The following is a 19,994-nucleotide window of genomic DNA, read 5'->3' as shown; positions in this document are numbered from 1 at the left end:
GCCCGGCGAGGCACCCGCCGCCCGGCCGGTGCGCGGCCCTACGCCACGAGCACCGTGTGCGTCCACGCCGGTGCCGCCTCGGGGGGCTGGGCGGAGCGGGCCAGGGAGCGGCGGTCGGGGTGGCCGCCCGGTGGGATGGGGGCGCGTACCTCGACCTCCGCGATCAGGCCGCGGGTCGTCGCGACCCGCCACAGCGAGGCGAGCAGGGTGTCGTCGCCGACGAAAGCCGCAGCGGTGGTGGCCCCGGCGTCCCGGCCGGGCCCGGCGGCGAGCCGGTAGGCGATGCGCACCGGCTGGACGGGGACCCGGGCGTCCAGAGCGGCCTGGAACACGGCCCGGCGGAAGGTGCCCTGGGCCCGGCCGCACCAGGTGCTGCCCTCGGGGAAGGCGGCCACGGCCGTGCCCTCGCGCAGCGCGTGGGTGATCCGGGCGACGGTGTCCGGCAGGGCGCGCAGCCGGTCCCGGTCGATGAACAGCACGCCGCCGCGCGCGGCCAGCGGCCCGGCGACGGGCCACCGCCGCACCTCGGTCTTGGCCAGCATCCGGGCGGGCCGCACGGCGGCGAGCAGCGGTATGTCCAGCCAGGAGATGTGGTTGGCGACCAGCAGCAGCCCCCCGGCGGGGACGGCGGTGGCACCGGTGACGCGGACCCGGACGCCCGCGGCCCGCACGATCCACCGGCACCACCGCCTGACGAGGCCGGCCGGGACCCGGCCGCCGAGCGGCAGCAGGGCGATCCCGGCGAGGAGCAGCAGCGCCACTCCGGTGAGCCGCAGCACGGCCCGCGGCACGAGCCGGGCGGGCACCGCGGCCGGTGTCTCGACACAGGCCCGCGGCGTGCAGGGCGCGGAGGGCAGCCAGGCGCTCATCAGGCCGGCACGAGGGAGAGGAAGTGGCGCAGGTAGCGCGCGTCGACCCGGCTCATGGGCAGCAGCACGTACAGGTCGGCGACGCCGAAGTCCGGGTCGTGGGCCGGCTCGCCGCACACCCAGGCGCCCAGGCGCAGGTAGCCGCGGAGCAGGGCGGGCAGTTCGGTGCGGGCGGCGGGCGCGGGGCCCGGCAGCCACGGCAGACGCGGCCGGACGCGGTACTCCTGCGGCGACAGGTGCTTGGCGCTCACCCGGTCCCAGGTGGCGGAGGCGAGCGTGCCGCCGTCGGCGAGCGGGACGGAGCAGCAGCCGGCGAGCCACTCGTGGCCGCGGTCGACCATGTAGCGGGCGATGCCGGCCCAGATCAGGCCGATGACCGCGCCGTCGCGGTGGTCGGGGTGCACGCAGGACCGGCCGACCTCGACGAGCTGCGGCCGGATCCCGTCCAGCGCGGACAGGTCGAACTCGCCCTCGCTGTACAGCCGTCCGGCGACGGCCGCGCGCTCGGGCGGCAGCAGCCGGTAGGTGCCGACGACCTGGCCGGTGGTCTCCTCCCGTACGAGGAGGTGGTCGCAGTAGGCGTCGAACGAGTCGACGTCGAGGCCCGGTTCCGCGCCGGTGAGCAGGGCGCCCATCTCGCCGGCGAAGACGTCGTGGCGCAGCCGCTGCGCGGCGCGGACGTCCTCCTCGGTGCGGGCGAGGGCGACGGTGTAGCGGGTGGGGGCCGTGGGCTGCGCGGGACGGTCGACGGTCAGTACGCCGGTCATGGTGCTCTCCTGTCACGGGCCGGATCGGTGCGGCGGGGACGCTGGGCGGAGCGGTGCGATCCTCCGCCCCAGTTCTGCCGGTGCCGGCCGACCTTCGCGTGTCGTGCGCAGGGAGCGCGGATGTGGGGTTGTTGAACGGCTCGCGCGCGGACCGTACGAGACGGGACCGGGAAGAGCACCATTCCCGGTCCCGCCCGTCCGCACCGGTCGGCGAACGTCTGCTACCGCTTGGCGGCCTTCCGGGTCGCCCGCAGCCACTCCTTGTTCATGCTGGTGATCGACATCAGCGGGATGCCCTTGGGGCAGGCGGTGGCGCACTCCCCGGCGAGCGTGCACCCGCCGAAGCCCTCCTCGTCCATCTGCGCCACCATGTCCAGCACGCGCGTCTCCCGCTCGGGCGCTCCCTGCGGCAGCACGTTCAGGTGGTTGACCTTGGCGGAGGTGAACAGCATCGCCGCCCCGTTGGGGCAGGCCGCCACGCACGCGCCGCAGCCGATGCACTCGGCGTGCTCGAAGGCGAAGTCGGCGTCGGGTTTGGGCACGGGCGTGGCGTGCGCCTCGGGTGCCGAACCGGTCGGGGCGGTGATGTAACCGCCGGCCTGGATGATCCGGTCGAACGCCGACCGGTCCACGACCAGGTCCTTGATCACCGGGAAGGCGGACGCCCGCCACGGTTCGATGTCGATGGTGTCGCCGTCCTGGAAGGACCGCATGTGCAACTGGCAGGTGGTCGTCCGTTCGGGGCCGTGGGCGTCGCCGTTGATGACCAGCGAACAGGCGCCGCAGATCCCCTCCCGGCAGTCGTGGTCGAAGGCGACCGGGTCCTCGCCCTTGAGGATGAGCTCCTCGTTGAGGGTGTCGAGCATCTCCAGGAAGGACATGTCGGGCGAGATGCCGTCCACCTCGTACGTGGACATGGTGCCGTCGGCGTCGGCGTTCTTCTGGCGCCAGACGCGCAGGGTGAGCTTCATGCGTAGCTCCGCTGGGTGGGGTGGACGTACTCGAAGACCAGGTCTTCCTTGTGCAGCACGGGAGCCTCGCCGGTGCCGGTGAACTCCCAGGCGGCCGCGTAGGCGAACGCGTCGTCCTTGCGCGCGGCCTCGCCGTCCGGCGTCTGGGACTCCTCGCGGAAGTGGCCGCCGCAGGACTCGGAGCGGTGCAGCGCGTCGAGGCACATCAGCTCGGCCAGCTCCAGGTAGTCGACGATGCGGTTGGCCTTCTCCAGCGACTGGTTGAACTCCTCGCCGGTGCCGGGCACCTTGATGCGCCGCCAGAACTCCTCGCGGATCTGCGGGATGCGCTCCAGCGCCTTGCGCAGCCCCGAGTCGCTGCGGGCCATGCCGCAGAACTCCCACATGAGTTCGCCGACCTCGCGGTGGAAGGAGTCGGGGGTGCGGTCGCCGTCGACGGACAGCAGCAGGTTGAGCCGGTCCTGCGTCTCGGCCAGCACCTCCTGGACGACGGGGTGTTCGTCGGTCACCGCCTCGTGGTGGGGGTTGCGCGCCAGGTAGTCGTTGATGGTGGCGGGGAGCACGAAGTACCCGTCGGCGAGGCCCTGCATCAGCGCGGACGCGCCGAGCCGGTTGGCACCGTGGTCGGAGAAGTTGGCCTCGCCGATCGCGAACAGGCCGGGGATCGTGGTCTGCAGGTCGTAGTCGACCCACAGGCCGCCCATCGTGTAGTGCACGGCGGGGTAGATGCGCATGGGCACCTCGTACGGATCCTCGTCGGTGATCCGCTGGTACATGTCGAAGAGGTTGCCGTACTTGGCCTCCACCGCCTTGCGGCCCATGCGCCTGATGGCGTCGGCGAAGTCGAGGTAGACGCCCTGGCCGCCGGGGCCGACTCCCCTGCCCTCGTCGCAGACGTTCTTCGCGGCGCGGGAGGCGATGTCGCGCGGCACCAGGTTGCCGAAGGACGGGTAGATGCGCTCCAGGTAGTAGTCGCGCTCGTCCTCGGGGATCTCGTTCGGCGGCCGGGTGTCGCCCTGGGCCTTCGGGACCCAGATGCGGCCGTCGTTGCGCAGCGACTCGCTCATCAGCGTCAGCTTGGACTGGTGGTCGCCGGTGCGCGGGATGCAGGTGGGGTGGATCTGGGTGAAGCAGGGGTTGGCGAAGTACGCGCCGCGCCGGTGGGCCCGCCAGATCGCGGTGGCGTTGGAGTTCATGGCGTTCGTCGACAGGTAGAAGACGTTGCCGTAGCCGCCGGAGGCGAGGACGACGGCGTCCGCGAAGTAGGTGTCGATCCTGCCGGTGACGAGATCCCGGGCGACGATCCCGCGCGCCCGCCCGTCGACGACGATCAGGTCGAGCATCTCGGTGCGCGGGTGCATCTCGACGTTCCCCGCGGCGATCTGCCGGCTCAGCGCCTGGTACGCGCCCAGCAGCAGCTGCTGGCCCGTCTGGCCGCGGGCGTAGAACGTCCGGGACACCTGGACGCCGCCGAAGGAGCGGGTGTCGAGGAGGCCGCCGTACTCGCGGGCGAAGGGCACGCCCTGGGCCACGCACTGGTCGATGATCTCCACGGAGATCTGCGCGAGCCGGTGCACGTTGGACTCGCGGGCCCGGAAGTCGCCGCCCTTGACGGTGTCGTAGAACAGCCGGTGGATGGAGTCGCCGTCGTTGCGGTAGTTCTTCGCCGCGTTGATGCCGCCTTGCGCCGCGATGGAGTGGGCGCGGCGCGGGGAGTCCTGGTAGCAGAACTGGACGACGTGGTAGCCCTGTTCGGCGAGGGTGGCACCGGCGGAGCCGCCGGCCAGCCCGGTGCCCACGACGATGACGGTGTGCTTGCGCCGGTTGGCCGGGTTGACGAGCTTCGCCTCGAACCGGCGCTTGTCCCACCGCTCGTGGATGGGCCCGGACGGCGCCTTGGTGTCGACGACCGGCTCGCCGGTCGCGTAGTCCGCGTAAGAGGTCATGTCAGCTCACCACTCCGGTCATGACGGCCACGGGTACGGCGATGAAGCCGGCCGTGAGCAGCAGCGCGAGGACGTTCGCGACGGTCTTCAGGGCGCGGTCGCGGGTGCGGCTGCCGGCGCCGAGGGTCTGCGCGGCGCTCCAGAAGCCGTGCCGCACGTGCAGGCCGAGCGCGAGCATCGCGACGATGTAGACGACGTTGCCGTACCAGGTGGAGAAGGTGTCCACGACGTTCTGGTACGGGCGGCCCGACTCGAAGCCGGGGTGCACGGTGCCGGTCGTCAGGTCGAGGACGTGCCAGACGATGAACAGGCCGAGGATGATCCCGCCCCAGCGCATGGTGCGCGTGGCGTAGGAGGCCCGGGGCTTCTTGTGCACGTACTTGCTGGGCCGCGCCCTGATGTCGCGGCGGCTGAGCTGGTAGGCGGAGACCGCGTGCGCGACCACGGCGACCACGAGCACGACGCGGACCAGCCACAGCGTCCACTCGTAGTGCATGAACGGCTCGCCGACGGTGCGCAGCCAGTGCGCGTAGTGGTTGAACTCGCCCGCGCCGAAGAAGATCTTCAGGTTCCCGATCATGTGGACGACCAGGTACAGCAGCATGATCAGACCGCTGACCGCCATCACGGTCTTCTTCCCGACGGTGGAGTCCCACACGGTGCGTGCCATGGACGGCCGTCGGTCCGTCCGCGTTGCCAGAGCCATGGAACAGCACGCTACGGACGCGCGGCCGATCGGTCCAAGACATGGTCCGGCTTGATTCCATAGGCTGGGACTATCGTGGGTGGATGCAGTTCCAACAGCTCCAGTACTTCGTGGCCGTCGCCGAGACCCGGCACTTCACCCGGGCCGCCGATCTGGTCCATGTCGCGCAGCCGTCACTGTCGCAGCAGATCAAGGCGCTGGAGCGGGAGCTCGGCGCGGATCTGTTCCTCCGGGCGCGCGGCAACATCACGCTCACGGACGCCGGGGAGGCCCTGCTCCCACTGGCCCGCCGCATCCTGGCCGACGCGGACACCGCCCGGCACGAGGTGCAGGAGCTGGTGCAGCTGCGGCGGGGCCGGGTACGGCTCGGCGCCACGCCCAGCCTGTGCACGGGCCTGCTGCCGGACGTGCTGCGCGCCTTCCACGACCGCTACCCGGGCATCCGGCTGCTGATCGAGGAGGGCGGCTCGCACGACCTGGTGCGGGAGCTGGCCCGCGGGGCGCTGGACCTGGCGCTGATCGTGCTGCCGCTGCCGACGCCGTCCCCGGCGCTGACCACGGTGGAGCTGCTGCGCGAGGACCTGGTCGTGGTCTCCTCCCCCGACGCGCCGAAGCCGGGCCGGGGGCGGCGCACGGTACGGGTCGCGGACCTGGAGGGCGAACGCCTGGTGATGTTCCGCCACGGCTACGACCTGCGCGAACTGACGGTCGCCGCGTGCCGGGCGGAGGGCTTCGAGCCGGACTTCGCGGTGGAGGGCGGGGAGATGGACGCGGTGCTGGGCTTCGTCCGGGCCGGCCTGGGCGTCGCCGTCGTGCCGCGCATGGTCGCGGCGCGGTCCGGAGGCGGACTGCGGGTGACCCCCCTGGCCCGCCCGGGCCTGCACCGCACGATCGCCCTGGCCCACCGCAGCGACGTGGCCCCGCCCCGGGCGGCCCGGGAACTGCAGCGGATGCTGCTGGAGCGGTGACGGCGCCCGGGCCGGCCCGGGCATGCCCTGCGTCCGGCAGCCCTCCGCGCCTGCCGTGGGCCTGCGAGTGACGAGCAGTACGCCCGGCCGGTACCGGGACGACAGGCAGGAACCGGCCGCCCTCGGGGCCTGTGCCGCCGAGCAGACCGGCCGGGTCACCGTGCGGGTGGCCCGGGCCTGGACCGGGGCGGCGCTGGCCGTGGGAGCGCGCGGAGGAGCACCCGCCCCGCTCGGAGACGCCCGGGCAGTACGCGCTGCGGGAGGTGGCAGCCGAGCTGACGCGGAGCCGCCTGGCGACCAGGGAAAGCTGCCGCCCGGAGGGCAAGGGGGTCGTCGTGGGCCTGTCCCTCGCCTCCGTGGGGGCGGCGCCCCGCGCGGCGGAATGACGGCGGCCGCGGCCCGCACCGCACCCCGGCCGGGCACACAGCCGGGGCGCCACCCGGTGGCGTCCAGGCGCGCGCCCGGTCGCGTCCGGACACCCCGCCGCGGCCGGTCACCCCGCCGCGGCCGGTCACCCGTTCGCGCCCGGCGTCACCCCGTCGCGTCCACCAGCGCCAGTTCGTGCAGTCGCTCCGGTGGGCCCGGGCGGGCGTAGTACCAGCCCTGGGCCGTGTCGCAGCCGAGGATGCGCAGTTGCTCGGCCTGGGCGCCCGTCTCCACGCCCTCGACCGTGACTCCGAGATCCAGACTGTGCGCCAGCGAGACGATCCCCTCGACGATCTTCAGGTCGACGGGATCGGCCGGGAACTGCTGCATGCTCTGCGTGAAGGACCGGTCCAGCTTGAGGATGCTCACCGGCAGCCGCCGCAGGTTGGCCAGGTTGGAGTAGCCCGTCCCGAAGTCGTCGAGGGCGATGTCGACGCCCATCTCCGCCAGCCGGCGCAGCGGCTTCAGCAGGTCGTCGTCCGCCCCGATCAGCGCCGACTCGGTGACCTCCAGGCACAGCGCGTCCGGCGCGACACCGGTCCGCTCCAGGATGTCGACCGTGTCCTGGACCAGCCCGGGATGGGTCAGCTGGCACGGCGACAGGTTGACGTTGATCCGCAGGGGCCCGGCGTCCACTCCGCCGTGCAGCTCCCGCCACTCGCGGGCCTGGCGTACGGACTGCTCCAGCACCCAGCGGCCCAGCGGCACGATCAGCCCGGTGTGCTCGGCCAGCGGGATGAACCGGTCCGGGCCGAGGACGCCGTGCTGCGGGTGCAGCCAGCGCACCAGGGCCTCGGCGCCCCGGACGCTGCCGTCGCCGAGATGCACCAGCGGCTGGTACTCGATGAAGAACTCGCCCCGCTCCAGCGCCGTCGGCAGCGCGGTCGTCAGGCCGTGGCGGGTGATGGCGCGGGCGTCCGCCTCGGGGTCTGCCAGCTCGAAGCGGTTGCCGCCCGCCGACTTGGCCCGGTACATCGTGATGTCCGCGCTGCGCAGCACCTCGGCGGGGCTGCGCTCCCCCGCCGGGCCCTCGACGATGCCGATGCTGCCGCGCACGGTCAGCTCCCGGCCGTCGACGCTGATCGGCGCGAGCAGCGCGTTCATGATGCGGGCGGCGAGCTCGTCGACCTCGCGCTGGGTGTCGGGTCCGGTGGTCAGCGCCACGAACTCGTCGCCGCCGAGCCGCGCGACCATCTCGCCGGGCGCGGTGGCGCAGGACTGCAGCCGGTCGGCGACCTCCACGAGCAGCCGGTCGCCGGCCGCGTGGCCGAGGCTGTCGTTGACGGTCTTGAAGCCGTCCAGGTCGAGGTAGCACAGCCCGAACCGCTGGCCTTCCCCGGCGGACAGTGCCTTCTCCAGCCGCTCGAAGAAGAAGGTGCGGTTGGGCAGGCCCGTGAGGGCGTCGTGCGTGGCCTCGTAGCGCAGCCGCAGGTTGAGCAGCCGCCGCTCGGTGGTGTCCTCCATGAGGGCCAGCTGGTACTGCGGTTCGCCGTCGGCGTCCCGCAGCAGGGAGACCGTCAGGTTGGTCCACAGGACCGTCCCGTCGGGGCGGTAGAACGCCTTCTCCAAGTGGTAGTGCTCCCGCTCGCCGCGCACGAGTTCGTCGTAGAGCCGCCAGGTCTGCGGGGCGTCGTCGGGGTGGGTCCACTCCCGGACGTTGCGGCTGCGCAGCGTCTGCTCGGAGATGCCGAACATGCGCAGCAGCGCGCCGTTGACCTGGAGGATGTTGCCCTCCAGGTCGGCGATGCCGATGCCTATGGCCGCGCCTTCGAAGACGGCGCGGAAGCGGGCCTCGCTCGCGTGCAGGGCCTGCGCCACCACGCCCTGCGCCTGCAGGGCGGCCTGGGCGATGGCCTCCTGCTCGGCCAGGGTCCGCTCGCGCAGCGCCCGGGCGAAGCCGGCGGCCATCGCGTGCTGCAGGCGCGCGCACCGGGCCCGCAGGGTCTCGGGGTCGCCGTCGCCGCCGCAGTACAGCACCAGGTAGGCGTCCACGCAGTCCAGTGTGGCGCCGAGCGCGTCGGGGTCGGTGCAGTGCGCGTCCACGAGGGCGGCGCCGACCGCCTTGCCCGCGTCCGCGTCGAAGGCCCGGGCCAGCAGTGCCTCGCTCAACCGCCGGGCCAGCGGCAGCAGCTGCTCCTCGAACTCCGGCCGGGTCGACGACGTCGACGTCACCGGGAAGACCGCCCGGCTCCAGATCGTCGCGAACCGGCGGAGTCTGTCCTCCGGCCCGTCCGGTTCCGCGATCACGCCGTACGCCCCACGCCCGCGAAGCCGGAGAACGCGTACGGATCCTCGTCCTCCGGTGCGGTGTCGGGCCGCCAGCGCGGCATCGCCACCAGTCCGGGTTCCACCATGTCGTACCCCTCGAAGAACCGCGCGATCTCCTCGCGCGAGCGCATGATCAGCGGGTTGCGGATGTCCTCGTACACGTCGACCGCGCCTCCGGCCCGCTCCGGCGGCAGCGGGATCCCCTCGTAGGAGGCGTGGGTGAGCACGAGCAGGCTGCCGGGCGCGAGCGCCGCGCTCAGCTCCGCCACCGCCCCGTACGGGTCGTCCTCGTCTTCCACGAAGTGCAGTATGGCAACGAGGAGCAGGGCCACTGGCTGATTCAGGTCGATCAGCCGCTCCACCTCGGGGCTGCTCAGGATGTCCGCGGGCTTGCGGAGGTCCGCGGCCACCACGGCCGCGTCCTCGTTGCCCGCCAGGACCGCCTCGCTGTGCGCCACGGCCACCGGGTCGTGGTCCACGTACACCACGCGCGCTCCGGGGCGGGCGGCCTGCGCCACCTCGTGCACGTTGCCGAACGTGGGAATGCCGGAGCCGATGTCGAGGAACTGGCCTATGCCCTCACCGGCCGCGTAGCGCACGGCCCGGCGCATGAACGCCCGGTTCGCCTGCATGATCTTGGGGAGTCCCGGCATGAACTCCATGGCCCGGCGGGCCGCTTCCCGGTCGACCTCGAAATTGTGCGATCCGCCCAGGTAGTAGTCGTACATCCGGGAAACGCTGGGCACCGATATGTCGATGCTCCGTGGGGCCCAGGCGGGACGCTCCATCGATCTCTCCAAGGCGTAGGCGATCCGGTGTTCGAGCAGAGGCTACTGATCGCCCGCCAAGGGAGCGACCCGAAACGGAAATTGACCATCCGTTCCCGGTCACTGCCTGCGGCACGTGCCGAATTGATACCCCTCCGCCTGCCCTTCGAACATATGACGATCAGTGCCCGAGGCATTCCGGAGAGTTCCGGTCCGCAAGGGGGGAAAGCGCCGGGAATTCCCCGCGTTCAGGTGAAGCACGGCAAAACGGTCCGCCCCTCCGTGCTCCACGGAGGGGCGGACCTGGCAGGCACCGTCGGGTGACGAGATGAACCCTGGGGAGGTCGCTCTGCTATTCCGACGCGCCGACCAGCTTGCCGTCGGGCCGCACGGCGTACCAGGTGCCGCCGACGCCCTGGCCGTTGGTGTCGCCCGGCGCCTTGTCGCCGGCGAACGTGTAGATCGGCGAGCAGTTGATCGTCTGCTGCTTGCCCTTCCCGTCGGTCCGGTCGAAGATCATGTAGCCCTTCTTCTGGATGCCCTTGGTGTCGGCGAAGTCGACGGGCTCCACGATCGGCCACTTCTCCAGGCAGGCGCCGACGCAGTTGGAGACGGGCTTGGGCCAGGCCTCGTCCTTCTTGAACCGGTAGACCGTCATGCCGTTCCTGTCGACGACGATCTCACCGAGCTCGGCATCGTTGCGGGTGGACAGCCCGAGCTCCTCGGCGGTCCCGGCACCGCCGGCTCCGCCCGCGCCCTCCTGCACCTTCTTGCCGTCGGGGGCGAGCGCGTACCACTTGCCGCCCACGCCCTGGCCCTTGACGTCACCGGCGTTGACGTCCTTCGCGTAGCGGTAGGCCGGCCAGCCGCCCACGGTGAGCTGCTTGGTGCCGTCGGCCCGGGTGACCGAGCCGAGCAGCGACTTGTCGATCCCCTCGCCGGCCTCGGCGTCGTCCGCCGGGACGGGCGGCCAGGTCTTGGCGCAGTCGCCGTCGCAGTTCGACTTGGGCGGCTGGTCGGTGTCCTGGTCGAACCGGTACAGGGTGAGGCCGAGGCTGTCGGTGACCACCTTGCCGATCTCGGCGGTGGAGACGGACAGCTTGCCCGCGGGGTTCGACGGGCTGAGGGCGCTCGGCGCGGCCGGCTGGCTGGGGGTGCCGACGGCGCCGTTCCCGGAGCCCGCGCCGATGCTGCCGTAGTCCCCGGGCGCGGCCGTGGCGCCCACGTTCTGGCTGGCCGCCGGTGGGCTGTCCTGACCGCACGCCGTCGTCAGCGCCAGGACCGCCGCGGCGCTCGCCACGAGTGAGGCGCTCCGCCAGGAGGTCTTCATCGTCAACTCCCCATAATCGCAAGGGTGTTGCAGCGCCCTGCTGCGCCGCCGCACGGACATGAGTACGCACGGGGGCGGCCGGTGCGTTCAACGGGGGGCGAAATTTCTTTCCGGAGCCCGGGACAGCCACCGCCCGCACCCCCGCACCCCCGCACCCCCGCACACAGGTACGCCTCGCACACCCCACGGGCGACCCGGCATCAAACCGGCCGCACCGGAACATCCCTCTTTCGGGGCAATCCCCTTGCGCCCCGGCACGTCCCGGCGGCACAGGGCTCATGATCTTCGTCGTGCATGGACCCGTATCGACTCAATCCGCCCTTGCCGCACGGGCCTTGGCGGTGGCGACGCTCACCTGGGCACTCGTCGGGGCACCGGCCGACATGGCGGTGGCCGACGCCTGCGCGTACGCCTCGACGGGGCCGGACGGCACCGAGGCGGTGGCGGTCGCCGGCAGCCTGACCTGGCCGACCGGACCGCCGTGCCCGCCACCCCCGCCACCGCCTCCGTGCCCCACCCCCACGCCGCCCCCCGAGCCCCCGCCCCCGAAACCGACTCCGACTCCCACGCCGAGCCCGGACCCGACACCGCCGCCCCCGCCCGAGCCCCCACCCCCTCCCCCACCACCGCGACCAGCCCCCACGGCGCGGCCCGCGCCGCCGGCCCCGCCCCCGCCACCCGCGTCGCGCCCGGCGCGCCCGGCGCCCCGGCCCGTGCCTCCGCCACCCCCGGAGCCGAAGCCGAAACCGTCGGCGACGCCCGCGCCGGGCCCGTCCGCGAAGCCCGTGCACTACCCGCGCTACCGCGCCACGCCGCCGCGGCCCCGGCGGACCGGCGGCACGCTGTCGCCGCTCACCTTCGTCCTGCTCGTCACGGTGCCCGCGGTGGTCGCCGTCGCCGCGCTGCGCGCGCGCTGATCCCTGAACCTCTGGAGGCACCTCTTGCCGGAATGGCTTGTTCTCACCCTCGCGATGCTGGCCGCCTGTGCCGTGGTGGTCGTCATCACCCTCGTACGGCACCGCAGGGCACCCGAGGACGAGGACCCCAGCGAGACCCCCGACGTCATCGAGTACATGACGATGTGGATCGGCGTGGTGTACGCCATCGTCCTGGGCCTGGCGATCGCCGGCGTCTGGGAGGGGCGCAGCGCCGCCCAGGACCACGTCCAGGCCGAGGCCACCGCACTGCACGAGATCTCGGAGCGGGTCCGGGTCTATCCCACCGAGGAGCGCGACCGCATCCGCGACGACATCCGGATCTACGTGAACCACGTCGTCACCACCGAGTGGGACAGCATGGCGGACAAGGGCGAGGTCACCGAGCGCGGTACCCGGCTCTTCGAGCGGATCCGCGCCGACGTCACCGACTACGAGCCGACGTCGGACTTCGAGGCGCAGGCCTACCAGCCCCTCCTCGACCAGGTGACCGCGGCGAGCCAGGCGCGGATCGCCCGTGCGGAGTCCACCGGGGAGACCATGCCGGGCGTGGTGTGGTTCGGCCTGATGGCCGGGGCCGTCATCACCATCGGGATGATCTTCGCCCTGCAGATCCGCAGAACGACGCGCGAGCTGGTCCTCGCCGGGCTGTTCTCGGCGCTGATCGCCTTCCTGCTGTTCCTCATCTGGGACTTCGACTCGCCCTACAGCAGGGGCGTCACGGCATCGGCGGACCCGTTCCTGAACCTGTTCCCGGGCGTCGGCGACTGACGGGCCCGGGCACCACGGACCCCGGCCGGGGGACGCGCGACACGCCGTCGCCGTCCCCCGGTCGCGGTAGCGGCGTTCCCCCGCGCGGCGCACAGGTGTGACCCGTTCGCACTACTGCGATCGCGCCGACGGGTCCACCTTCTTAGCGTTTCGGGCAACGAGGTGCATTTGTGACGCGAACGGATCAGGTCCGCGGCTGCTCCTCGGGGACCCGGAGGTTTCACCATGCGTGCGATACGCGTCGCTTCGGCCGCTCTGCTGGCCGGCGCTCTCACCTCCTGCGTGCCCGCCGCCGGTGCGGCGATCCGGACCGACTTCGGCTTCGGCGTGGAGCCCTCCACGGTCGCGCCGGGCGGGAAGGTCACGCTGCGGGTGGAGCGCAACGAGGCGTGCCGGGGGGAGGCGGCGGTCAACTCACCCGTCTTCGACGTGGTCGTCATTCCGCCGCAGAAGTCGTGGGCGACGGCCGTCGTGGACTGGGACGCCAAGCCCGGCGCCGTCTACGACGTGCGCTTCGAATGTGACGAGTCGAGCGGCACGGCGCGGCTGACGATCGCCGGCGGCGGGCCGACGCACCACCCCACCCACCACCCCACGCATCACCCCACGCGCCATCCCCACAAGGGAGTGCACGCCGGTGAGGGCGGCACGCTCGCCGGTTTCGACCTCAAGGAGATCGGCCTGGGCGCCGCGCTCATCGCCGGTTCGCTGGGTGCCGCCTACCACTTCTCGCGCCGCCGCACCGACGAGGACGCCGGCTGACAAGCGCCGTGCTCCCCGTCGTCGCCCCGGGCCCCCGTGCGAGGGGACCCGGGGCGACGGCCGTTCACGTGCGAGGCGACGGCCCGGTCAGGCGGGAGAGCCGGGTGTCAGATGCGCCGCTCGGCGCGCCGGCGCATCCAGAACACGCCACCGCCGACGACCGCGGCGGCCACGAGGCCCCCGCCGATGGCCACGTCGGTCGGGGTGGCGCCCGTGGTGCTGCTGCCGCCGATGCCACCGCGGACACCGCCGATGACGGTGAAGGCCTGCGGCTTGGTCAGCGACTTGCCGTTGCAGTTGACCGTGATGTCGTACGAACCCGGGCGGGCGTTGCGGTTGATGGTGGCGGTGCCCCTCGCCTTCTCGTTGTGTCCGCCGTGGACGGGCGAGAGCGTCGTCGGGGAGAAGGCGTTGGACGTCGCCGTTCCGCCGTGCTTGCAGCCGTCGACGGTGATGGTGAGCTGGCCGCCGCGGGCGATGACGCCGGGCAGGGCGGTGATGTTGCTGGGTGTGTCCCACGCGACGGCCGCGGGGGCCGACAGACCGAGGGCGGCGACCGCGGCGCCGGTGACCGCCAGGGCACGAGTGTTACGCATGTGAACCTCCGCGGAAGACGCCCCGGGACCCGTTCCCCGGTCGATCGGCGAGAAAGCGCCTCCCAGGAAGACAGTCAGTTGCCGTGCTCGAAGCCGCATTTCGGGAATGGTCCGTCCTGGTGAGAGAAGGCACCGGGGGAAATCCGCGGAGAGGGATATCGTCGCAGGTCACGGCCGGTCGGAAATTTCCTCTCGGTGGCAACTCGGATGGCGCACCTCCGGTCGCCGACCGGCCCCGGACCACTCCCGACCGGCCCGGGCCACCCGTTCGCTCCCGCCCCGTCGCCGGTTTCGCGCACGGCATTTAGCGTGCTGCTATGCGCGATTGACCCGGCGACGGCCGCGTCGAGAGGGGATGGCGAATGTCTGCGTCCGAGCTGGCCCAGGCGGAAGAGGAGGCGCGGCCCAGGAAGCGCGCCCCGTGGGGCGTGATAGCGCTTGTTCTGCTGACCGGCCTCGCGCTCATCCGGAACGGTTCGGGGGAATTCGACGAGGGACCGCCCCAGCCGGCGACGGCGGCAGCGGCGGAGAACCACGTGCCCGGCGCCGCCTTCGCCGGCGTACGCCCCCTGCCCTACGCCCTGCCGGAACGGGTCAGGATCCCGGCGATCCAGGTCGACGCGCCGATGATCCCGGTGGGCCTGGACCCGGACGGCTGGGTGGGCGCGCCGCCGCCGGAGGACCCCAACCTGGCCGGCTGGTTCACCGGTGCCGTCACCCCCGGCGAGAAGGGCACCGCGGTCGTCGTGGGCCATGTCGACAACCAGCAGGGCCCCGCCGTCTTCTACGGCCTCGGGGCCCTGAAGAAGGGCAACCGCGTCGAGGTCGCTCGCCAGGACGGCAAGACCGCCGTGTTCGAGATCTACGGCGTCGAGGTGTTCGAGAAGGACAACTTCCCCGGCGACCGTGTCTACGGTTCCAAGGGAGCGGCGGAGCTGCGGGTCATCACCTGCGGCGGCGGCTTCTCCGAGCAGGAGGGGTACGCGGGCAACGTGGTGGCCTTCGCCCGCCTGGTCGAGGTGCGCTGAGCGCACCCCGCCGGGCGGGCGGGCCTCCCGGGCGGGCTCCTACGCGTCGGGCCGCCGGGGCACGGTGACGTGGTAGCCGGAGTCCAGCAGCTCCGGCAGATAGCGCCGCAGGGCCCGCACGCTCTGCGAACGGTCGCCCCCGGCATCGTGGGAGAGCACCACCACGCCGGGGGCGGCCCCGCGTTCCACGCGCCGCACGATGGAGCGGACGCCGGGGGTGGTCCAGTCGAGCGTGTCCAGCGTCCAGCCGAGGGGCTCCATGCCGAGTGCGGCGCCGATCCGCAGGGCCGCGCGGTTCCACGCTCCGTAGGGGGCGCGGAACCACTCGGGGCGTTCGCCGCAGGCGTCCTCGACGGCGTCGCTGGTGCGTTCCATCTGGGAGCGGATCTGACGGCGGGTCAGGCGGGTGAGCAAGGGGTGGGACCAGGTGTGGTTGCCCACGACGTGACCCTCCTCGGTCATCCGGGCCAGCATCTCCCTGCCACCGGCGATCATCTCACCGCACACGAAGAACATCGCGCGGACCTCGTACTCGGCCAGGACGTCCAGGATGGCCGGGGTGTAGCGGGGGTCGGGGCCGTCGTCGAAGGTCAGCACCATGGTCCGGCCCCGGCCGGACACCCGCAGCAGCGGTTCGCCGCGCACCAGTACGCGGCGGGGCGCGGCGCGCGGCGGGGCGTAGCCGGTGAGGGGCTGCAGACGGTACGCGGAGGCCCTGGGCGGGCGGCGGGCGGCCTGGGCGCCCGCCGCCGGGGCGGCGGGCCGGGCGGGTCCCTCTCCGGTGACCGCCGTGAGCACACCGGCCGTGGCGGCCGCTCCCACGGCGCCGGCGCCCGCGATCAACGCCGCGCGTCGGGTGAGCAACTGATCCTTCTTCATGACTCATCAGTCGCCCGGCGGAAGGCCGACGCACCTGAGCAACACCGGTGCGGCGGCACGGTTTCACCCGGACGGCCCACGCGGACGGGTCAGCGGCGGCGCACCAGGGGGAAGGGCAGGGTCTCGCGGATGGTCAGCCCGGTGAGGAACATGACCAGGCGGTCGACTCCGATGCCGAGGCCGCCGGTGGGCGGCATGGCGTATTCGAGGGCGTCGAGGAAGTCCTCGTCGAGTTCCATCGCCTCGGGGTCTCCCCCGGCGGCGAGCAGCGACTGGGCGGTGAGGCGGCGGCGCTGCTCGACCGGGTCGGTCAGTTCCGAGTAGGCGGTGCCCAGTTCGGTGCCGAAGGCGACGAGGTCCCAGCGCTCGGCCAGGCGCGGGTCGGTGCGGTGCTGCCGGGTGAGCGGGGAGACGTCGGTCGGGAAGTCCTTGTAGAAGGTGGGCAGCCCGGTGCGCTCCTCCACCAGCCGCTCGTACATCTCCAGGACGATGTCGCCGTGACCGTCGTCGGCGACGTACGGCACGTCCGCCGCGTCGCACAGGCGTTTGAGTGTGTCGATGCCGGTGCCGGGGTGGATCTCCTCGCCCAGGGCCTCGCCGATGGCGCCGTAGACGGTCTTGACGGGCCACTGCCCGGAGATGTCGTACTCCTCGCCGTCCCTGCGGGCGACGGGCCTGCCGAAGGCGGCGGTGGCGGCCTCCTGGATCAGTTCGCGCACGAGGTCGAGCATCACGTCGTAGTCGGCGTACGCCTGGTAGGCCTCCAGGATGGTGAACTCGGGGTTGTGCTTGTGGTCGGTGCCCTCGTTGCGGAAGGTGCGGCCCATCTCGAAGACCTTCTCCATGCCGCCCACGCAGAGCCGCTTGAGGTACAGCTCGGGGGCGATGCGCAGGTAGAGGTCGAGGTCGTAGGCGTTGATGTGGGTGGTGAAGGGGCGGGCGTTGGCGCCGCCGTGGATCTGCTGGAGCACCGGCGTCTCGACCTCCAGGTAGCCCCGGGCCAGCAGGCCCTGGCGCACGGCCTGGACGGCGGTGGAGCGGGCGCGGACCACGTCGCGGGCGGCGGGGCTGGCGGCGAGGTCGAGGTAGCGCATGCGGACCTTGGCCTCGGGGTCGGCCAGGCCCCGGCGCTTGTCGGGCAGCGGGCGCAGGCACTTGCCGGTGAGCTGCCAGGAGGTGACGAAGACGGTCGGTTCGCCCGTGTCGCTGACGCCTGCGTGCCCGGTGGCGGTGATGTGGTCGCCGATGTCGGTGTCGGCGGTGAAGCGGTCCAGGGCGGGGCCGGAGCGGTCCCGGGTGAGGGCGAGCTGGTGGTCGCCGGACCAGTCGCGCAGGACGGCGAAGACGATGCCGCCGAAGTCGCGGACGAGCATGACGCGGCCGGCGACGGTGACGTCCTGGCCCGGTTCGACCTCGGCGAGGGTGTGGGTGCGGGCGGGGACGTCCACCGGGTACGGGTCGGTGCCGGCGGCGCGCAGCCGTTCGAGGGTGCGGTGCCGGACGCGGACCTGCTCGGGCAGGCCGGCGAGGGGGTCGGCGGGCTCGGTCCCGTCCCCTCCGGCGAGGCCGAGCGCCGCCAGTGACGGCAGCCCCTCCGTGGTGGCGGGCCGCTGTCCGCCCTTCGGGTGCCCGTTTCCCCACAACTTTCGCATCGACGGTACGGAGACGAAGCCCTCGGCGATGGCGGAGGCGAGGCCGACCCGGGCGAGGGAGGCGGCCTCCGCGTAGCACAGGAAGCGGGGGTACCACTCGGGGTGGTACTTGGCGTTGGAGCGGTACAGGGCCTCCAGCTGCCACCACTTGGAGAAGAACAGCAGCAGGCGGCGCCAGAGGCGGAGCACCGGTCCCGCGCCGATGCGGGCCCCCTCCTCGAACACGGAGCGGAACACGGCGAAGTTCAGCGAGACCCGGCGCACCCCCAGTTTCGGGGCGGCGGCGCACAGTTCGGCGACCATGAACTCCATGACGCCGTTGGGGGCGGTGCGGTCACGGCGCATCAGGTCCAGGGAGATGCCGTCCCTGCCCCAGGGCACGAAGGACTGGAGGGCGAGGAGCCGGCCGTCCGCGTCGAGGGCCTCGGCGAGGAGGCAGTCGCCGTCGGCGGGGTCGCCGAGGCGGTCCAGGGCCATGGAGAAGCCGCGTTCGGTCTCGGTGTCGCGCCAGGCGTCGGCCCGTTCGACGATCCGCCGCATCTCGTCCTCGCTGAGGGTGGAGTGGCGGCGGACCCGGCAGGTGACGCCGAGCCGGCGGACCCGGTGGACGGCCTGGCGGGTGACGCGCATGTCGCGGCCGTCGAGGTCGAAGTCGAGGACGTGCAGGATCGCCTCGTCACCGAGCTGGAGCGCGCCGAGCCCGGCGCGTACGAAGGCCCGGGCGCCCTCCTCGGAGGCGCCCATCACGGCCGGGACCCAGGCGTGGCGGCGGGCCACGTCCTGCCAGGCGGCGATGGCGTGCGGCCAGGCCTCCCGGTCGCCCACCGGGTCACCGCCGGCCAGGCACACGCCGGCCTCGACGCGGTAGGCGACGGCGGCCTTGCCACTGGGTGAGAAGACGACGGCCTTGTCGCGGCGGGTGGCGAAGTAGCCGAGGGAGTCCTGGTCGCCGTAGCGGCCGAGCAGGGCGCGGATGCGGGCCTCCTCGTCGTCGTGGAGGGCGGCTTCCAGGCGCTGCGAGCGGAAGAGGGTGGCGGCCGCGTTCAGCAGGGCGAGCGCGCCGAAGAGGCCGAGCAGGAAGAACAGGGCGTGCGGCGGGCGGCCGTCGAAGCTGCCGGCGGGGACGAGTCCGCCGCAGACGCGGTTCGCCGCCCAGGCCAGCCGCTGCCCGGCGGGCAGGGTCCCGGGGAAGGCCTCGACCAGGGCCCAGCCGGCCAGGATCGCCACGGCCAGGCCGGCCACCAGGACGGCGAGGGCCCGGCGGACGGCGGCGCGGCGGGAGGCGGCGTAGAACTCACGGCGGGCGACGATCAGCAGGATCAGGGCGAGGCCGCACACCACGAAGGAGGGCACGGACTCGGCGAACTCGCCGACGGCCATGCCCAGGATGTCGGTCAGGACCAGCAGGCCCAGGTAGACGACGACCAGCCACCAGGCGATCTTCTTGCGGGCTCCGGTGGCGGCGGCGAGCAGGAACAGGAAGACCGCGTAGGCGAGGTTGGCGCTCACCGGGACGAGCAGCAGGTCCAGGAAGCGGACGAGGGGGCGCAGCCCGGTGCGCAGCGGCGGGATGAGCGCGAGCAGAGCGCAGAGCAGTCCGAGGGCGCCGAAGAACACCGCGCATCCCTGGGGCACCCGGCCCAGGAGCCCGTGGGTCCGGTGCGGCGGGCGTATCGGGCCCGCGGTGTCCTTCCCGGCCGCCCCGGTGTCCGCGATGGCACTCATGTATCGACTCTAGGAACACCAGCCCCTTCTCGCCCCTCGAACCTCCCTCCGGACGGCCGGACCCGCGGCCTCCGATAGCCTCACGGCGTGACCGAACAGCACTCCCCTCAGTTCGAACGGGGCACGGACGGGCCCAAGGTGATCGTGGTCGGGGTGGACGGCTCCGACTCCTCCCTGCGGGCCGCGGCCTACGCCGGGGGGCTGGCCCGGCGGCAGCGCGCGCTGCTCGCGGTGGTGTACGTCCAGCCCGTGCTGGCGGCGGGGGCGGCGCTGGGGGCGCCGGTGGCCGGGACGACCGACGCGATCGCCGAGGACCTGGTGGCGCAGATCCGCGAGGCGGCGGAGCGGCTCAAGGGGATATTCGAGGTCCGCTGGGAGTTCCACACGTTCCGCGGCGACCCGTACAACGGCCTGGTGAAGGCGGCCGACGAACTCAAGGCGGACGCGGTGGTCGTGGGCGCCTCGGAGCAGGCGGGACACCGGATCGTCGGGTCGGTGGCGGTGCGGCTGGTGAAGGCCGGGCGGTGGCCGGTGACGGTGGTGCCGTAGGGCGTCGCGCGGTTCCGCTCGATCCCTGCGTGGTGTCTTCCGCCGGGCGGTGGCCTGGGTCATCATGATCCGCTGTCAG

At 72.9% G+C, this 19,994-nt stretch carries 17 protein-coding genes; 6 read left to right on the top strand and 11 right to left on the bottom strand.

The genetic code is table 11. From position 1 onward, the window contains the following. Positions 1 to 38: 38 nt before the first annotated feature. From ACIGAQ_RS05150 to ACIGAQ_RS05130, 5 genes are all read right to left on the bottom strand, one after another. Positions 39 to 869 carry a lysophospholipid acyltransferase family protein gene (locus ACIGAQ_RS05150; RefSeq protein WP_399779247.1) on the bottom strand — a complete coding sequence of 277 codons (831 nt, stop codon included), beginning with the start codon at positions 867 to 869 and terminating at the stop codon, positions 39 to 41. Continuing rightward, positions 869 to 1,636, bottom strand: coding sequence for a GNAT family N-acetyltransferase (locus tag ACIGAQ_RS05145; RefSeq protein WP_399779245.1), 768 nt, complete (start codon positions 1,634 to 1,636; stop codon positions 869 to 871). Before ACIGAQ_RS05145 ends, ACIGAQ_RS05150 begins: the two co-directional genes overlap by 1 nt. Positions 1,637 to 1,857: 221 nt before the next feature. Further along, a complete protein-coding gene (locus tag ACIGAQ_RS05140; protein WP_311684411.1) occupies positions 1,858 to 2,607 on the bottom strand; it encodes a succinate dehydrogenase/fumarate reductase iron-sulfur subunit in 750 nt (249 codons plus the stop codon). Beyond that, positions 2,604 to 4,553: a fumarate reductase/succinate dehydrogenase flavoprotein subunit gene (locus tag ACIGAQ_RS05135; protein WP_399779243.1), complete on the bottom strand. Its 1,950-nt coding sequence runs from the start codon at positions 4,551 to 4,553 to the stop codon at positions 2,604 to 2,606. The genes ACIGAQ_RS05140 and ACIGAQ_RS05135 overlap by 4 nt, the downstream gene beginning before the upstream one ends. A gap of 1 nt (position 4,554) precedes the next feature. Then, complete coding sequence (locus tag ACIGAQ_RS05130) at positions 4,555 to 5,223, bottom strand: succinate dehydrogenase (protein ID WP_311684408.1); 669 nt, start codon at positions 5,221 to 5,223, stop codon at positions 4,555 to 4,557. A gap of 119 nt (positions 5,224 to 5,342) precedes the next feature. Here ACIGAQ_RS05130 and ACIGAQ_RS05125 point away from each other — a divergent pair, with 119 nt between their 5' ends. After that, positions 5,343 to 6,227 carry a LysR substrate-binding domain-containing protein gene (locus ACIGAQ_RS05125; protein WP_311684406.1) on the top strand — a complete coding sequence of 295 codons (885 nt, stop codon included), beginning with the start codon at positions 5,343 to 5,345 and terminating at the stop codon, positions 6,225 to 6,227. A gap of 531 nt (positions 6,228 to 6,758) precedes the next feature. Here the strand turns inward: ACIGAQ_RS05125 and ACIGAQ_RS05120 are convergent. From ACIGAQ_RS05120 to ACIGAQ_RS05110, 3 genes are all read right to left on the bottom strand, one after another. Next, positions 6,759 to 8,900, bottom strand: a complete 2,142-nt coding sequence (locus ACIGAQ_RS05120; protein WP_311684404.1) for an EAL domain-containing protein — start codon at positions 8,898 to 8,900, stop codon at positions 6,759 to 6,761. Next, entirely contained in the window at positions 8,897 to 9,709 is an 813-nt protein-coding gene (locus ACIGAQ_RS05115; RefSeq protein ID WP_362284895.1) for an SAM-dependent methyltransferase, read from the bottom strand. Before ACIGAQ_RS05115 ends, ACIGAQ_RS05120 begins: the two co-directional genes overlap by 4 nt. A 331-nt stretch (positions 9,710 to 10,040) precedes the next feature. Further along, positions 10,041 to 11,018: an SCO0930 family lipoprotein gene (locus ACIGAQ_RS05110; protein ID WP_399779240.1), complete on the bottom strand. Its 978-nt coding sequence runs from the start codon at positions 11,016 to 11,018 to the stop codon at positions 10,041 to 10,043. A 785-nt stretch (positions 11,019 to 11,803) separates the two neighbouring features. Here ACIGAQ_RS05110 and ACIGAQ_RS05105 point away from each other — a divergent pair. From ACIGAQ_RS05105 to ACIGAQ_RS05095, 3 genes are all read left to right on the top strand, one after another. Continuing rightward, entirely contained in the window at positions 11,804 to 11,935 is a 132-nt protein-coding gene (locus ACIGAQ_RS05105) for a hypothetical protein (RefSeq protein WP_351351655.1), read from the top strand. Between the two features lie 24 nt (positions 11,936 to 11,959). Further along, positions 11,960 to 12,724, top strand: a complete 765-nt coding sequence (locus ACIGAQ_RS05100) for a DUF4239 domain-containing protein (protein ID WP_311688793.1) — start codon at positions 11,960 to 11,962, stop codon at positions 12,722 to 12,724. Between the two features lie 225 nt (positions 12,725 to 12,949). Continuing rightward, positions 12,950 to 13,486 carry a hypothetical protein gene (locus ACIGAQ_RS05095; RefSeq protein WP_362287573.1) on the top strand — a complete coding sequence of 179 codons (537 nt, stop codon included), beginning with the start codon at positions 12,950 to 12,952 and terminating at the stop codon, positions 13,484 to 13,486. A 107-nt stretch (positions 13,487 to 13,593) separates the two neighbouring features. Here the strand turns inward: ACIGAQ_RS05095 and ACIGAQ_RS05090 are convergent, their stop codons facing one another. Then, positions 13,594 to 14,082: a hypothetical protein gene (locus ACIGAQ_RS05090; RefSeq protein ID WP_311688797.1), complete on the bottom strand. Its 489-nt coding sequence runs from the start codon at positions 14,080 to 14,082 to the stop codon at positions 13,594 to 13,596. Between the two features lie 362 nt (positions 14,083 to 14,444). On the opposite strand from ACIGAQ_RS05090, the gene ACIGAQ_RS05085 reads away from it, so the two are divergent. Continuing rightward, positions 14,445 to 15,110 carry a class F sortase gene (locus tag ACIGAQ_RS05085; protein ID WP_311688799.1) on the top strand — a complete coding sequence of 222 codons (666 nt, stop codon included), beginning with the start codon at positions 14,445 to 14,447 and terminating at the stop codon, positions 15,108 to 15,110. 39 nt (positions 15,111 to 15,149) lie between these two features. Here the strand turns inward: ACIGAQ_RS05085 and ACIGAQ_RS05080 are convergent, their stop codons facing one another. Beyond that, positions 15,150 to 15,989 carry a polysaccharide deacetylase family protein gene (locus ACIGAQ_RS05080; RefSeq protein ID WP_311688801.1) on the bottom strand — a complete coding sequence of 280 codons (840 nt, stop codon included), beginning with the start codon at positions 15,987 to 15,989 and terminating at the stop codon, positions 15,150 to 15,152. 89 nt (positions 15,990 to 16,078) lie between these two features. Then, a complete protein-coding gene (gene lysX / locus ACIGAQ_RS05075; protein ID WP_399779236.1) occupies positions 16,079 to 19,366 on the bottom strand; it encodes a bifunctional lysylphosphatidylglycerol synthetase/lysine--tRNA ligase LysX in 3,288 nt (1,095 codons plus the stop codon). An 87-nt stretch (positions 19,367 to 19,453) separates the two neighbouring features. Between lysX and ACIGAQ_RS05070 the strand changes: the two genes are divergently transcribed. Continuing rightward, positions 19,454 to 19,915 carry a universal stress protein gene (locus ACIGAQ_RS05070; RefSeq protein ID WP_311688805.1) on the top strand — a complete coding sequence of 154 codons (462 nt, stop codon included), beginning with the start codon at positions 19,454 to 19,456 and terminating at the stop codon, positions 19,913 to 19,915. The last annotated feature ends 79 nt before the right edge of the window (positions 19,916 to 19,994 follow it).

Origin of the sequence: Streptomyces sp. NPDC085932 (genome assembly GCF_044540525.1) — a bacterium.
GTDB classification, from domain to species: domain Bacteria; phylum Actinomycetota; class Actinomycetes; order Streptomycetales; family Streptomycetaceae; genus Streptomyces; species Streptomyces levis.
This window is presented reverse-complemented; position numbering and strand designations above follow the sequence as displayed.

Coding starts and splice junctions, on each gene's coding strand:
- ACIGAQ_RS05150 (WP_399779247.1), bottom strand. CDS start 869: ATGAGCGCCTGGCTGCCCTCCGCGCCCTGCACGCCGCGGGCCTGTGTC.
- ACIGAQ_RS05145 (WP_399779245.1), bottom strand. CDS start 1,636: ATGACCGGCGTACTGACCGTCGACCGTCCCGCGCAGCCCACGGCCCCC.
- ACIGAQ_RS05140 (WP_311684411.1), bottom strand. CDS start 2,607: ATGAAGCTCACCCTGCGCGTCTGGCGCCAGAAGAACGCCGACGCCGAC.
- ACIGAQ_RS05135 (WP_399779243.1), bottom strand. CDS start 4,553: ATGACCTCTTACGCGGACTACGCGACCGGCGAGCCGGTCGTCGACACC.
- ACIGAQ_RS05130 (WP_311684408.1), bottom strand. CDS start 5,223: ATGGCACGCACCGTGTGGGACTCCACCGTCGGGAAGAAGACCGTGATG.
- ACIGAQ_RS05125 (WP_311684406.1), top strand. CDS start 5,343: ATGCAGTTCCAACAGCTCCAGTACTTCGTGGCCGTCGCCGAGACCCGG.
- ACIGAQ_RS05115 (WP_362284895.1), bottom strand. CDS start 9,709: ATGGAGCGTCCCGCCTGGGCCCCACGGAGCATCGACATATCGGTGCCC.
- ACIGAQ_RS05110 (WP_399779240.1), bottom strand. CDS start 11,018: ATGAAGACCTCCTGGCGGAGCGCCTCACTCGTGGCGAGCGCCGCGGCG.
- ACIGAQ_RS05095 (WP_362287573.1), top strand. CDS start 12,950: ATGCGTGCGATACGCGTCGCTTCGGCCGCTCTGCTGGCCGGCGCTCTC.
- ACIGAQ_RS05090 (WP_311688797.1), bottom strand. CDS start 14,082: ATGCGTAACACTCGTGCCCTGGCGGTCACCGGCGCCGCGGTCGCCGCC.
- ACIGAQ_RS05085 (WP_311688799.1), top strand. CDS start 14,445: ATGTCTGCGTCCGAGCTGGCCCAGGCGGAAGAGGAGGCGCGGCCCAGG.
- ACIGAQ_RS05080 (WP_311688801.1), bottom strand. CDS start 15,989: ATGAAGAAGGATCAGTTGCTCACCCGACGCGCGGCGTTGATCGCGGGC.
- lysX (WP_399779236.1), bottom strand. CDS start 19,366: ATGAGTGCCATCGCGGACACCGGGGCGGCCGGGAAGGACACCGCGGGC.